At 68.7% G+C, this 12,935-nt stretch carries 14 protein-coding genes; 9 read left to right on the top strand and 5 right to left on the bottom strand.

All coding sequences use genetic code 11. The features are described 5' to 3' along the window. Positions 1-233 precede the first annotated feature (233 nt). Genes ACW17Y_RS16155 through hemE form a run of 3 tightly spaced genes read right to left on the bottom strand, consistent with a single transcriptional unit; the run spans position 234 to position 2,795 of the window. Complete coding sequence (locus ACW17Y_RS16155) at positions 234-698, bottom strand: CopD family protein (RefSeq protein WP_492036689.1); 465 nt, start codon at positions 696-698, stop codon at positions 234-236. Next, entirely contained in the window at positions 695-1,747 is a 1,053-nt protein-coding gene (gene hemH, locus ACW17Y_RS16150; protein ID WP_492036688.1) for a ferrochelatase, read from the bottom strand. The genes ACW17Y_RS16155 and hemH overlap by 4 nt, the downstream gene beginning before the upstream one ends. 10 nt (positions 1,748-1,757) lie before the next feature. Next, a complete protein-coding gene (gene hemE / locus ACW17Y_RS16145) occupies positions 1,758-2,795 on the bottom strand; it encodes a uroporphyrinogen decarboxylase (RefSeq protein ID WP_492036687.1) in 1,038 nt (345 codons plus the stop codon). 528 nt (positions 2,796-3,323) lie between these two features. Between hemE and ACW17Y_RS16140 the strand changes: the two genes are divergently transcribed. The 5 genes from ACW17Y_RS16140 to dnaQ are packed head-to-tail and all read left to right on the top strand — an operon-like array spanning position 3,324 to position 6,986. Beyond that, positions 3,324-4,193 (top strand): pyruvate, water dikinase regulatory protein, encoded by an 870-nt coding sequence (locus ACW17Y_RS16140; protein WP_492036686.1) that lies wholly within the window; start codon positions 3,324-3,326, stop codon positions 4,191-4,193. 53 nt (positions 4,194-4,246) lie between these two features. Continuing rightward, complete coding sequence (locus ACW17Y_RS16135) at positions 4,247-4,792, top strand: Maf family protein (protein WP_492038319.1); 546 nt, start codon at positions 4,247-4,249, stop codon at positions 4,790-4,792. Then, positions 4,789-5,619 carry a shikimate dehydrogenase family protein gene (locus ACW17Y_RS16130; protein WP_492036685.1) on the top strand — a complete coding sequence of 277 codons (831 nt, stop codon included), beginning with the start codon at positions 4,789-4,791 and terminating at the stop codon, positions 5,617-5,619. The genes ACW17Y_RS16135 and ACW17Y_RS16130 overlap by 4 nt, the downstream gene beginning before the upstream one ends. Further along, entirely contained in the window at positions 5,616-6,257 is a 642-nt protein-coding gene (coaE, locus tag ACW17Y_RS16125) for a dephospho-CoA kinase (protein ID WP_492036684.1), read from the top strand. The genes ACW17Y_RS16130 and coaE overlap by 4 nt, the downstream gene beginning before the upstream one ends. A gap of 6 nt (positions 6,258-6,263) precedes the next feature. Continuing rightward, positions 6,264-6,986, top strand: coding sequence for a DNA polymerase III subunit epsilon (dnaQ, locus tag ACW17Y_RS16120; protein ID WP_492036683.1), 723 nt, complete (start codon positions 6,264-6,266; stop codon positions 6,984-6,986). A gap of 3 nt (positions 6,987-6,989) precedes the next feature. On the opposite strand, the gene secB is transcribed toward dnaQ, so the two are convergent. Then, positions 6,990-7,484 carry a protein-export chaperone SecB gene (gene secB, locus ACW17Y_RS16115; protein WP_492036682.1) on the bottom strand — a complete coding sequence of 165 codons (495 nt, stop codon included), beginning with the start codon at positions 7,482-7,484 and terminating at the stop codon, positions 6,990-6,992. Between the two features lie 276 nt (positions 7,485-7,760). On the opposite strand from secB, the gene timA reads away from it, so the two are divergent. The 3 genes from timA to ACW17Y_RS16100 all read left to right on the top strand — a co-directional run bounded on the left by timA (position 7,761) and on the right by ACW17Y_RS16100 (position 10,054). After that, a complete protein-coding gene (gene timA / locus ACW17Y_RS16110) occupies positions 7,761-8,411 on the top strand; it encodes a TIM44-related membrane protein TimA (protein ID WP_492036681.1) in 651 nt (216 codons plus the stop codon). 13 nt (positions 8,412-8,424) lie between these two features. Then, positions 8,425-9,519, top strand: a complete 1,095-nt coding sequence (locus tag ACW17Y_RS16105; protein ID WP_492036680.1) for an MltA domain-containing protein — start codon at positions 8,425-8,427, stop codon at positions 9,517-9,519. 85 nt (positions 9,520-9,604) lie between these two features. Then, positions 9,605-10,054: a BLUF domain-containing protein gene (locus ACW17Y_RS16100; protein ID WP_492036679.1), complete on the top strand. Its 450-nt coding sequence runs from the start codon at positions 9,605-9,607 to the stop codon at positions 10,052-10,054. 1 nt (position 10,055) lies between these two features. Here ACW17Y_RS16100 and ACW17Y_RS16095 read toward each other — a convergent pair whose 3' ends face one another. Next, a complete protein-coding gene (locus ACW17Y_RS16095; RefSeq protein ID WP_492036678.1) occupies positions 10,056-11,567 on the bottom strand; it encodes a helicase HerA-like domain-containing protein in 1,512 nt (503 codons plus the stop codon). A 95-nt stretch (positions 11,568-11,662) separates the two neighbouring features. Between ACW17Y_RS16095 and ACW17Y_RS16090 the strand changes: the two genes are divergently transcribed. Next, positions 11,663-12,811 carry an AI-2E family transporter gene (locus ACW17Y_RS16090; RefSeq protein ID WP_492036677.1) on the top strand — a complete coding sequence of 383 codons (1,149 nt, stop codon included), beginning with the start codon at positions 11,663-11,665 and terminating at the stop codon, positions 12,809-12,811. The last annotated feature ends 124 nt before the right edge of the window (positions 12,812-12,935 follow it).

The raw sequence follows: 12,935 nt of genomic DNA, 5'->3' as shown, positions 1-12,935 counted from the left end.
CACGCCGTCACGGCCCGGCGTCGAGGGACGTAAGGCGGGGACGGATGGAAGGTTTGGCCTTTCGGCCGAAGGGAGGGCGTCGGGTCCGAAGGCGGCGTCTGCCTGCGATCGGTCGTCGCATAGAGAAGGGCAGCGCCGCGAACGACGCCTCGGGGTCAGCGGAACCACGAAACGCACCCTTGGGTCAAGCCGCACTCAAGCAGCGAACCGCCGCGTGGCGAGCGGTAACGCTGCTAGAATGTCCACTCGGTCGTCACCGACAGGACCATGAGGATGGCCAGCACGAAGGGGATCTCGTTGGTCATGCGCCAGAACCGACTGGTCCTGGTCGACGTCCCGGCGGCGATCTTCCTGCGTTCGCCGGCAAGAAAGCCGTGCCAGCCGGCCAGCAGGAAGACGCCGATCAGTTTGGTGACCATCCAGGGCTCGGCGAGGAAGGCGGCGCCACGCATCTGGATGTCCAGATGGATCAGCCAGCCGCCGAAGACGAAGGCCAGGACCATGGCCGGGTTGACGATGATGCGCAGCAGACGTTCCTGCCACAGACGCAGCAGGGTCTGCATTTCGGACTTCAGCGGCTCGGCCTTGCTGTTCTGCTCGGCGTCATAGGCATACAGGCGGGGCAGGAACAGCATCCCCGCCATCCAGGCGATCACCGCCAGAATGTGCAGGCCTCGCGCGAGATCATAGAGGTTCACGCTGCGGCCCCTTCGTCCTGGAACGGACAGGCCTTCCACCGTGCCTGGCAGCCGGGCCCGAACGGCGCCGTGCCGGTGCGGCCAAGGCTGCCGGTGACGGCCTCGGCCAAGGCGCCGATGAAGGCTTCGGCCACGCCGACGGCAGGGGTGCGCAAATAGGGATGCAGACCGGCTTCGTGGGCCAGTTCGCCGTATTCGATGTCCAGCTCGACCAGGGTCTCGATGTGTTCGGAGACGAAGGCGATCGGGGTGACGACGACGCCGACCTCATCGGCCGCAGCCTGTTTGATGACGTCGGGCGTCGAGGGCCCCAGCCATTTCATCGGTCCGACCCGGCTCTGGTAGCAAAGCCTCCAGTCGGTCAGGCTGGCGGCTTCGGCGACCGCCGCGACCGTGCCCTCGATCTGCTCCTGATAGGGATCGCCCTGGGCGACGAGTTTTTCCGGGATCCCGTGGGCGGAGAACAGGACCCGCATCGCACGGCCGGGATAGTCGCGTTCGGCCTCAGCCAGTTTGGCGCGGATGTTTGCGGCCTGGGCCTCGATCCAGCCGGCGGCGCGAGGATAGCAACAGATGGCCCGTGACCGGCCGGACCCGGCGTAGGCGGCCTTCCAGGCCTTCAGAGACGACTGGGTCGTCGTGGTCGAGAACTGCGGATAGAGCGGCAGCAGCACGACTTCATCGGGTCCAAAGGCAGCGACGTCGACCGCCGTTTCCTCGGTCAGCGGATGCCAGTAGCGCATGGCGATGAAGCTCTTGACCTCGTCATCAGGCAGCAGGCTCGCCAACCGGGCATCGAGCGCCGCCATCTGTTTGCGGGTCTCGGCCTTCAGGGGCGAACCGCCGCCCGCATCCATCATCGCATAGTTGGCCTGGGCGCTCTTCTCGCGGCGTGAGGAGATCAGTCTGGCCAGCGGCGTCCGGGCGAATCCCGGCAGGCCGATGATCGCCGGGTCGTTGAACAGGTTGAACAGGAAGGGTCGAACCGAGGCGGCGTCGTCCGGCCCGCCCAGATTGAACAGGACGACTGCGATGCGTTTGCCGGCCATTCGTGGGTCCTTACTGGGCGCCCAGGCGCTTCAGCACCCGTTCGACGTGGGCGATCGGCACATCCGGCAGGATGCCGTGGCCGAGGTTGAAGATCCATGGACCCGCGCCCCAGGCCTCGACAAGCTCATCCACCCTGCGGTCCAGAGCCGCACCACCGGCGCGGAGCAACAGGGGATCGAGCGCGCCCTGGATCGGCTTGATCTTCTGAACCTGCCGGCCACGCTCCAGCGAACAGGCGGTATCCAGCGCCACACCCTGCACATCGACCTCGCGCGCATAGCGTTCGGCATGAAGAGCCGAGCCACGCGGGAAGCCGATCAGGGGCACGGTGACGCCCAGCTCGCGAACCCGGGCGACCAGCTTCTGGTGCGGCCTCATGACCAGACGTTCGAACAGGTCGTCGGGCAGGCCCTCGGCCCAGCTCTCGAAGATCTTGAGGGCGTCGGCGCCCGCGTCGGCCTGCATCTTCAGATAGCGGGCGGTGGCCTCGACCAGAACGTCCAGAACCGCGTCGACCTTTTCGGGATCAGAGTAGGCGTAGGATCGCGCCTGGGCCCGCTCGCCCTTGCCCATCGTGTTGTGGTGACCGTCCAGCATGTAGGTGGCCACGGTCCAGGGCGCGCCGGCGAACCCGATCAGGGCCCGTTCAGGCTCCAGCTCGGCCCGCACCCGGCTCAGCGTCTGCCCGACCTGATGCAGATGCGCGCCCGCCTCTCCCGCCCGTTCGGCCATAGCGCCAGGAGACGGCATAAGGCCCAGCTTCGGTCCTTCGCCCGTCTCGAACCAGACGTCCTGGCCCAGAGCCTGGGGGATCAGCAGGATGTCGGCAAAGACGATGGCCGCGTCGAAACCGAAGCGGCGCATCGGCTGCATGGTCGCCTCGGCCGCCATCTCGGGGTTCAGGCAGAAGGCGATGAAGTCCGGCGCCTCGGCCCTCAGAGCCCGGTACTCAGGCAGGTATCGACCCGCCTGACGCATGAACCAGACGGGAGGCCGCTCAAGGGTCTCGCCCTGCAGGACCCGGATCAACGAAGGCGTGATGCTCATGACCCCGGCTCTACGAGGATGGGCGCATCCTCTCAACCCCGCGCTTCTCCTCTTATCCTGATCAGAATCTTAGAATCTTTTGAGGAAGCAGGCAGACGGCGGGACGACGGGGATGAATCCGCAGGCGTCCCCACGCCGAACGCCCTTGTCCCGAGCCCGGGGCCGGCGCTCGCGACAGCCGGATGACAGCCTGTGGAAACCGGGCAAAACCCTTAACAAACCCTTAACGGACGGGCGCTCCGGCAGGCGTATGACCTGAGATTAGCCTGGGCGCCGTTTACCTTTCGTTAAGCATTTCCCCAGCGGTTCGAGGCGCGCGCTCGCGGCCTGGGATGATCCGATGGCGGACGAGGCCTGCCGTCCACCATCCTCCCCGCTCGCCGGGCGGCGAGGCCCGCGCTATAGAAATCGGCGCCCCCGCCTGGTCGGTCGGCGCCCCGCCCGATCCACAGGATTCATCGTCATTCCCACGTCCCCGATCTTGGTTCTCCCTCGCCGTGGTCCGGCGCTCCCGACGCGGGGTTCGCGATGAGCCCGGCAAGGCCGGCGGGGGCGTCGCGGCTCGCGACCTATTTCCATGTCCATCTGGTCTCGGATTCGACCGGCGAGACGCTGAACGCCATGGCCAAGGCGGTGACGGCCCGGTTCGACGGGGTCATCCCGATTGAGCACATCTATGCCCTGGTGCGGTCGGACAAACAGATGGAGCGGGTGCTGGCCGAGGTGGCGGCGGCGCCGGGCGTCGTCCTGCACACCATCGTCGATCGCGACCTGCGGGCGCAGCTGGAGGAAGGCTGCCGGACGCTCGACATGCCCCACATCGGGGCGCTGGATCCGCTCGTGGGGGCATTGTCCCGCTATCTGGGCGCGGCCCTGTCGACCCGGGTCGGGGCCCAGCACGCCTTGGACCACGACTATTTCAACCGGATCGGGGCGCTGGACTACGCCATGGCCCATGACGACGGTCAGGGCACGGCCGAACAGCTGGAGGGCGCCGACGTGGTTCTGGTCGGGGTGTCGCGGACATCCAAGACCCCGACCTGCATCTATCTGGCGCACCGGGGCGTCCGCGCGGCCAATGTCCCCCTGGTGCCGGGACAGGAGGACGGCGAGCGCCTGGTGGGGCTGAAGAACCCGCTGATCGTCGGACTGACCGTGTCACCCGACCGGCTGGTGCAAATTCGAAGGAACAGGCTGGACGGCCTGAACGCCACCCATGCCTCCTCCTATGTCGAGCCGGACGCCGTGCGCGAAGAGACGATCAAGGCGCGGCGGGCCTTCGAACGCCGGGGCTGGCCCACCATCGACGTCACCCGTCGCTCGATCGAGGAGACTGCGGCGGCCATCCTGAACCTGTTGACCGAACGCCGCACGCGCCGGCTGGGAGCTTCCTGGTGAGCGAAGTCGCCGACGGTCTGATCCTCGCCTCCCGAAGCGCCGCCCGCCGCGCGATGCTGACCGGCGCCGGCGTCCCTTTCACCGCCCTGGACGCCGGGGTGGACGAGGATGCGATCAAGATCTCGCTCGCGGGCATCGATCCGGCCGAACTGGCGCTCGAACTGGCCCGGGCAAAGGCGCTCGCTGTGTCGCGCCATGATCCGGAAGCCTGGGTTCTGGGCTCGGACCAGACCCTGGATTTCGACGGCGGGATGATCTCCAAGGCGGCGAACCTCGCCGAGGCCCGGGAGCGACTGCACGCCTTGCGAGGCCATGCCCACCACCTGAACTCCGCCGCGGCCCTGGCCAACAACGGCGCGGTGGTCTGGTCGGGGGTCGATACAGCGCGGATGACGATGCGCCGCTTCTCCGACGACTTTCTCGACGCCTATCTTGATGCGGAAGGCGAGGGCCTGCTCGGCTCGGTCGGCTGCTACCGGCTGGAGGGAATGGGGTCCCAGCTCTTCGACCGGGTCGAGGGCGACTATTTCACCGTCCTCGGCATGCCGCTCTGGCCCGTGCTCGACGAACTGCGCCGGGCCGGGGTGATCCGCACATGAGCAAGGCCCGTATCACCGGCGCCGTGAAGGTCGGGGGCATCGTCGGCAACCCCGTCGCCCACTCCCTGAGCCCGGTCATCCACAACTACTGGATCGAGGCCGCCGGACTGGATGCGTCCTATGTCGCCTTCTCGCCCAGGGACCCCGCGGCTTTCGAGACCCTGGTCGCAGCCGGTCGCGCCGGCCTGCTGAGCGGCGTCAACGTCACCGCTCCGTTCAAGGAACAGGCCTTCGCCCTGGCGGATTCCGCATCCGGGACTGCACGGGAAAGCGGATCGGCCAATATCCTCGTCTTCCGCGACGGCGGCGTCTTCGCCGACAGCGCCGACGGTCTCGGCCTGCTTCGCGCCTTGCAGCAGCAGGCGCCGAAGCTGTCCCTCGCCGGTTCTCCGGTCGTCATCCTGGGCGCCGGAGGAGCCGCGCGCGCCGCCGCCGCGACCCTGGCCGGAGCCGGCGCCCATGTCCGGATCGTCAACCGCACCCGTGACCGGGCCGAGGCCCTCGCCGCCGACCTTGGAGGATCGGTCTCGGTCGCCGAGGGACCGGCGGCGTTCCAGGACGCGGCCCTGATCGTCAACGCGCTCAGCGTCCGGCCCGAGATCGACCTTTCGGCGCTCGACCCCGCCACGACGGTCATGGACATGACCTACAAGCCGGTGATCACGCCCTTCCTTCAGGCTGCACGGAACGCAGGGCTCGTGACCGTTGATGGTCTGGCCATGCTGATCGGTCAGGCCGGGCCGTCGTTCGAGGCCATCTTTGACGTCGCGCCGCCGGATCTCGACCCGCGTCCCGTTCTCCTCGCCCATCTGGGAGAAACGGCGTGATCCTGCTGGGCCTGACCGGCTCGATCGGCATGGGCAAGTCGACCACCACGGCCATGTTCGCGGAGCATGGGGCGGTCATCTGGAACGCCGACGACGCGGTCCACGCCCTCTATGCGACAGGTGGGGCGGCGGTCGAGGCGATCGGCGAGGCCTTCCCCGGCGTGGTCGTGGACGGCGCAGTGGACAGGACGCGGCTGGCCGAGGCGCTCGGCCGCGACGACACAGCCTTCAAACGGCTGGAAACGATCGTCCACCCGCTGGTCGCGGCCGGGCGAATGGCCGATCTGGAAGCGGCGCGGGCGGCGGGCGTCAAGCTGGCGGTGCTCGACATTCCCCTGCTGTTCGAGACCGGGGGCGACCGGGCCGTGGATGCGGTCGTGGTGGTCACGGCCGACGCCGAAACCCAGCGCCGTCGGGTCCTCGCCCGTCCCGGCATGACCATCGAACGCTTCGAAGCCATCCTGGCGCGCCAGATGCCGGACGCGGAAAAGCGCCGCCGCGCCGACTTCGTCATCGATACCGGCCGGGGACTGGACGCCGCCCGCGCCCGGGTCGCTGAAATCGTGGGGATGGTTCTGGCCCCGAGCTGGAAACGACCCGTCCAGACTCTTTCGCCCACCGACGAACGCCCCCATTAAGGCGTCATGTCCCGCGAAATCGTTCTCGACACCGAAACCACCGGCTTCGACCCTCGCACGGGCGACCGGCTGATCGAGGTCGGCTGTATCGAGATCATGGACCTGTTGCCGACGGGGCGGACCTTCCACCGGTTCGTCAATCCGGAGCGGCTGATCCCGCCGGACGCGACCCGGGTTCACGGCATCACCGACGACAAGGTCAAGGACGCGCCGAAGTTCGCCGAGATCGTCATCGACCTGATGGACTTCATCGGCGACGCGCCCGTGATCGCCCACAACGCCCAGTTCGACCGTAACTTCATCGATCATGAGTGCGGCCGCTGCGGTCAGGCCCTGCTGCACGAGACCCGCTGGATCGACACCTTGCAGCTCGCCCAGAAGCGCTGGCCGGGCATGCCCAACTCGCTGGACGCCCTGTGCAAACGCTACAAGGTCAGCCTGGCCGACCGCTCGTTCCACGGCGCCCTGATCGACGCCCGTCTTCTGGCCGAGGTCTATCTGGAGCTGAAGGGGGGCAAGGAGCGGGTTCTGGACCTGTCGAGCCGGCGCGAAAGCCAGGCCGCGGCCGCCCATGCCGCCGCAGGGGGCTATCAGCCGCGTCCGCGCCCGCTGAGCCCGCGCATCCACCCGGAAGAGGTCGAGGCGCACCGCGTCTTCCTGTTGGCCACGCTGAAAGACCAGTCCCTGTGGGCCGGCTACGGGCTCGAGGTCGTCGAGCCCGCTGCGTAGGGCCTAGGCCGCGCCGCCCTGCTGGGCCTGCTGTTGCTGGCGCGCCGTATAGATGCCGGCGAAGTCGATCGGATCCAGCATGAAGGGCGGATAGAAGCCGCCGTCCGCCGTCGCCCGCGCCACGATCTCGCGGGCGTAGGGGAAGAGATAGCGCGGGCACTCGATCAGCAGCATCGCCTCGATGTCGGCCTCGGGAATGCCGGTGAGCTGGAACAGGCCGCCGTACAGCAACTCGACCTGGAAGACCGGCATGGTTTCAAGCGCGGCCTTGATCGACAGTTTGAGATCGACCTCGAAAAGGCCGTCGGGACGGCCTTGCGCGTTCAGTTCGACCCCCATGTCGATGGCCGGCTTGCCCTCCATGCGCAGCGTGTCCGGCGCCCTGGGGTTCTCGAAGGACAGGTCGCGCACGAACTGGGCGAGGATACGGAAGCCCGGGACGACGGGTTGTTCGGTCGGGGCTGCGCCGTTGGCGTCGGCGGGCGAAACGTCAGTCATGGAAGCGAAGCCGTTCAAAATGGCGGAAAAGCGAGGCGCCGCGACTAGCATCCGCCTGAACGTCCCGCAACTTGGCTCTTGAATGCGCTGTCGCTCGCCGCGCGGCGGCGCGCTGCCTGAGCGCGTCCAGAACGCGTTTCCGGGAGGTCGCGGCGGCATGTCACAACCCGCCCGGGATGCGCCGCGCCTTGCGCACGCCCATATCAGACCGTAATCGTCCCGTCCGACGCGCCCGGCCCTCTTGGCCGGGATCAGGACGCCATCCAGGGATACCCCGTGCCGGTACAGTTCCAGCTCGTCATCTTCGCCGTGATCGCCGCGGTCGTCCTCTTCCAGCTCTACAATGTGCTGGGCAAGAAGGTCGGCCGTCAGCCCCAGGAAGACGCCAGGACGCCCGCCCTGCCTGCTGCGGGGGCGACTGGCCCGGAGGCTCAGGCTCGGGTCCCCGCCCTCGACGCCGCCACCATGGCCGCCGCCGCCTCTCTGCGCGCCCGCGACCCGGCCTTCGACCCGGCCAAATTCATTGAAGGGGCCCGCCAGGCCTATGAGACCATCGTGCGCGGCTACGCCTCGGGCGATCGCGCTGCGCTGAAGCCGCTGCTGACGCCGGCCGTGCTGGACTCCTTCGAGAGCGGCATAGCCGCCCGCGAAACCCGGGGCGAGACCGAACAGGTCGAGTTCCTGCACCCGCCGCGCGCCGATCTGGAACTGGCCTCCGCCGAGGGCGACCGCGCCGTGGCCAAGGTCCGGTTCCTGGCCGAAATCCGCTCGAAAATCCTCCTGCCCGAAGCCGAGGCGACACCGGGCGCTCCGGCAGAACCCCGCATCGAGGAACGCCGCACGGCCGAGCACTGGACCTTCGAACGGTCCCTGGGCGCCGCCGACCCCAACTGGGTCCTCGCCCGCGTCGAACCCGCCAACGCCTAGGGGCCGCCGCCCCTTGGGACGCGACCTGAGGCTGGCGCTGGCAGGCGTGCTCCTGCTTCTGGCGGGGTGTGCGACCTCGACGGTCGAGTCGCCCGCGCCGCCAGCCGGTCCTGTCGTTCCCGCCGACCCGCCTCCTCAGGTTTCGACTCTGCCCGCCCCCCAGTCCCTGCCGGGCTGGGCAGACGAGGACCATCTCGCCGCCTTCCACGCCTATGCCGACACCTGTCGCGTCGCACGCGAGCCAGCTGCGACGCGCCAGTGCGAGCGGGCCCAAGAAATCAAACGCCTGTCGCGGCCTGTGACGCCCTCCGCCGCGCGCGCCTTCTTCGAGAGCGGCTTCGCGGTGGTCGAGGCCCGGCCCGCCGAGGGTCGGTCGCCCCTGCTGACCGCCTATTTCGCGCCGGAGTACGACGCGCGTCGCGCACCCGACCGGGTATTCGACACCCCCGTGCTCGGCCGTCCCGCCGGCTGGTCGCGGGGTCAGGTTCTGGATGAACGGTCGGTGATCGAGGCCGGCCCGCCGCCATCGCCGCCCTTGGCCTGGATGCGCGCCGAGGACCTGTTCTTTCTCCAGATTCAGGGCTCAGGCTATCTGACGTTCGAGGATGGATCGAAGGCCCGCGCCGCCTACGCCGCCGACAACGGCCGGACCTTCGTCGGCATCGCCCGACCGATGGCGGAGCGTGGCCTTTTGCCGACGAACGGAACCTCGGGCGAGGCGATCCGGGCCTGGCTGGCTGCGAATCGGGGGCCGGAGGCTCGCGCGGTCACGGCCCTGAACCCCCGCTATATCTATTTCGCGCTGGACCCTGACGACGGTGGCGATCCCGCCGGAGCCGCAGGCGTTCCGCTGCCGGCCCGGCGAGCCATCGCGGTTGATCCGGCCAGCTGGACCTATGGCGATCCGGTGTGGATTTCGGCCGGCGCCGGAAACCTTGTGGGCGCGCGGCACGGCTACACCGGCCTGGTCATGGCGCTGGATACCGGTTCGGCCATTCGCGGCCCTGTCCGCGCCGACCTCTATATGGGCCGCGGCGCGGCGGCGGGCGCCGAGGCCGGGGCGGTCCGGCACCCCCTGCGCATGTGGCGGCTGATCCCGCGTCCCTGATCCCGGGCCGAATTCGCCGCGCGTTAGGGTTTCCGGCGGAAAGCGCCTAGATGGGCGGCGGATTCGCCGCCTGGCCATCCCTCCCATGACATCCTCGACCGTTCGCACGCCCCAGCCCCTCACGGAGCGCGTCCTCGAACGCCTCGTCTATCGCAGCGATGCCGTCAGCGCGGCCGAAGGTCCGATGGATCTGTCGGCGATCGTCGCGACCTCGGTGCGCAACAACGGCCGTCGCCGGATCACCGGCGCCCTGGCCCACCAGTCCGGGACCTTCGTCCAGGTGCTGGAGGGCGATCCCGAAGCACTGACCGCCCTGATGGCCGACATCGAGACAGACGAGCGGCATCGCAATGTGCGCGTCCTGGCCCGTTGGCCGGTTCAGGCCCAGCTGTTCCTCGGCTGGGCCATGGTGCTGGTCGACACCCGCAAGCTGTCGCCGCACCTGTCCAAACTGTTGTCCCAGACGGGATCTGGAGCCCAGGTCACGGCCGTGATCAGCGACCTCGCCAACGCTCGCCTGGGCTCGATGGTCTAGGTTAGCGTCTCAGCCCGCCCAGAATTCCCCGCAGCAGTTCGCGGGTCAGGGTCGATCCCGCCGTGCGCAGCACCGACTTGGTCAGGGCCTCCATCGGCGTCTGGCGGTTCGACTTGCGCGGAGCCTTGGGCGCGGGCGGCGCTTTCGGAGCCGCCGGAGCGCGACCCTGAGGCGCAGGCTTCGCGGCCGGCGCGGCGGCGGCCTCTGTCTGGGCATACCGGGCGGCGAGGATTTCCTCGGCGGATTCGCGGTCCACGACGGTGTCGTAGACACCCTTCACCGGACTGGCGGCCATGACCGCGGCGCGTTCGACATCGGTCGCGGGGCCCAGACGACTGTCCGGCGGACGGATCAGGGTCCGCGCGACCACGCGCGGCGCGCCTTTTTCATCCAGCGTCGAGACCAGGGCCTCGCCGGTGCCCAGGGCCTGGATGGCCTCGGCAGTATCGAAGGCCGGATTGACGCGGAAACTGTCTGACGCCGCCTTAAGGCCGCGCTGATCGGACGGGGTATAGGCGCGCAGCGCATGCTGGATGCGATTGCCCAGCTGGGCCAGGACGCTGTCCGGGATATCGGCCGGGTTCTGGGTGATGAAATAGACCCCGACCCCCTTGGAGCGGATCAGACGCACGACCTGTTCGACCTTCTCAAGCAGCGGCTTGGGCGCGTCCTTGAACAGCAGGTGGGCCTCGTCGAAGAAGAAGACGAGGCGCGGCTTCTCCGGGTCGCCGATCTCGGGCAGCTGTTCGAACAGTTCCGACATCAGCCACAGCAGGAAGGCGCCATACAGGCGCGGACTGTTCATCAGCCGGGTCGAGTCCAGCACATTGACCTGACCCCGTCCGTCGAGGCTGGTCCGCATCATGTCGGTCAGCTTCAGCGCCGGCTCGCCGAAGAAGGCGTCGCCGCCGTCCTGTTCCAGCTGCAGCAGGGCGCGCTGGATCGAGGCGATCGAGGCGGGGGCGACATTGCCGACCTCGCGGCCGATGCGAGGGGCGTTCTCGGCGACATAGGTCAGCATCGACCTGAGATCGTCGAGGTCGAGCAGCAGCAGGCCTTCCTTGTCGGCGACGTGGAAGGCGACCGTCAGCACCCCCTCCTGCACGTCGTTGAGGTCCAGCATCCGGGCCATCAGCAGCGGGCCGATCTCCGACACGGTCGCCCGCACCGGGTGCCCCTTCTGGCCGTACAGGTCCCAGAAGACCGTCGGCGCGGCCTTCGGGACGAGGGTCAGGTTCATCCCGGCGGCGCGGGCCAGCAGCTTCTCGTTCGGCGTCCCGACCTGGCTGATGCCTGACAGGTCGCCCTTCACGTCGGCGCAGAAGACGGGGACGCCCATCTCCGAGAAGCCCTGGGCCATGATCTGCAGGGTCACGGTCTTGCCGGTCCCGGTCGCGCCCGCGATCACCCCGTGCCGGTTGGCCCGGTTCCACAGCAGGATCTCGCGCTGGGGCGTCTCCCCATCGGCGGATTGGCCCAGGAACAGGCCGGGGTTGGCGGCGACATCGGTCATGCGGTGGTCTCCCTAGGCTCCGATGATTAGCCGCGGCGCGGGCCATAGCCAATCGACGATTGACCGGCGCCGCGACGCCCCCGACAACACCAGATATGAAACCACCGATCGCCGTTCCGACATCCGCTGTGGCCCGCAACGCCCTTGTGACCCTGGCCGTCGTGGCGACCGGGGCCGCCCTCTACTGGCTGCGGGACATCCTGACGCCGCTGGCGATGGCGATCTTCCTGCTGATCATGATCGACGGGGTGAAGCGGTTCATCGAGGACCGGACGAGGCTGCCCCGCCACTGGGCCGGTACGGCCGCGCTGGCCGTGGTGGTTCTCGGGTTCCTGGCCTCCATCGCCTTCATCGTGAACGGGGCGGCAGGGTTCTTCACCGACGCCTCGGGCGTGTCGAGCGGCATCGGGCCCCGGATCGACGCCATCATCGCCGACGGCGGGCGGCTGTTCGGCATGGCGACGCCTCCAACGGCGCATGAGTTGTTCGCCGGACTGGATATCCGCGGCTACCTGACCACCCTGGCCTTCCAGGTCCAGGGCGTGGTGTCCGGCGCCTTCTTCGTCATGGTCTATCTGGCCTTCCTGCTGGCGGCCCAGACGGGCTTCCGACGCAAGCTGGTGAGCCTGTTCCCCAACCGCGAGAGCCGCCAGGAGGCCTCGGAGGTGTTCCAGCGCGTGCGCGGCGGGGTCGAGGGCTATCTGTGGGTCCAGACCGTCACCGGCGGCATCATCTGCGTCGCCGCCTGGATCCTGATGCGACTGGTGGGGCTTCAGAACGCAGAATTCTGGACCTTCGTCATCTTCGTGGTCGGTTTCATCCCGGTGCTGGGCGGGGCCATCGCGGGACTTGCGCCGCCGCTCTTCGCCCTGGTGCAGTTTCCGACCTACTGGCCCGCCCTGATCCTGCTGGTCGGGCTGCAGTTGATCCTGTTCGTGGTGGGCAACGCGATCCAGCCGCGCATGCAGGGCGACAACCAGAACATCGACCCGGTCGCCGTCCTTCTGGCCCTGGCCCTGTGGGGCAAGCTGTGGGGCGTGGTCGGCATGTTCCTGTCGACGCCGCTGGCGGTCATGGCCATGGCGATCCTGGCGGAGTTCAAGGGCTCGATGTGGATCGCCATCCTCCTGTCCGGAGATGGCAGGCCCTACGCCGAGGAGGACGAGGAAAGCCACGCGCACAAGCCGCCGGCCCGTCGTCCCGCCCGCGTCAAACCGCCGCGCGCCGGCGCCGCAGAACCCTGAAACCCGACCCCTTGCGAGCCGGTTCGGTCGATCCCATCTGCCATCCAGACGTCGCGGCCCCCTCCCCTCCCCCAAGGCCGCGGCGGCATCGACCGGCGCTCGTTCCCCCCTCCAGCGCCGGTTC

It is taken from the genome of Brevundimonas sp. AVps7 (assembly GCF_058681545.1).
Note: the sequence above shows the minus strand (reverse complement) of the source record. Positions and strands in the feature narration are given on the sequence as shown.

Bases quoted from the DNA above. Each gene is read 5' to 3' on its own strand.
- hemH (WP_492036688.1), bottom strand. From the start codon at position 1,747: ATGGCCGGCAAACGCATCGCAGTCGTCCTGTTCAATCTGGGCGGGCCG.
- hemE (WP_492036687.1), bottom strand. From the start codon at position 2,795: ATGAGCATCACGCCTTCGTTGATCCGGGTCCTGCAGGGCGAGACCCTT.
- ACW17Y_RS16140 (WP_492036686.1), top strand. From the start codon at position 3,324: ATGAGCCCGGCAAGGCCGGCGGGGGCGTCGCGGCTCGCGACCTATTTC.
- ACW17Y_RS16135 (WP_492038319.1), top strand. From the start codon at position 4,247: ATGCTGACCGGCGCCGGCGTCCCTTTCACCGCCCTGGACGCCGGGGTG.
- ACW17Y_RS16130 (WP_492036685.1), top strand. From the start codon at position 4,789: ATGAGCAAGGCCCGTATCACCGGCGCCGTGAAGGTCGGGGGCATCGTC.
- dnaQ (WP_492036683.1), top strand. From the start codon at position 6,264: ATGTCCCGCGAAATCGTTCTCGACACCGAAACCACCGGCTTCGACCCT.
- secB (WP_492036682.1), bottom strand. From the start codon at position 7,484: ATGACTGACGTTTCGCCCGCCGACGCCAACGGCGCAGCCCCGACCGAA.
- ACW17Y_RS16100 (WP_492036679.1), top strand. From the start codon at position 9,605: ATGACATCCTCGACCGTTCGCACGCCCCAGCCCCTCACGGAGCGCGTC.
- ACW17Y_RS16095 (WP_492036678.1), bottom strand. From the start codon at position 11,567: ATGACCGATGTCGCCGCCAACCCCGGCCTGTTCCTGGGCCAATCCGCC.
- ACW17Y_RS16090 (WP_492036677.1), top strand. From the start codon at position 11,663: ATGAAACCACCGATCGCCGTTCCGACATCCGCTGTGGCCCGCAACGCC.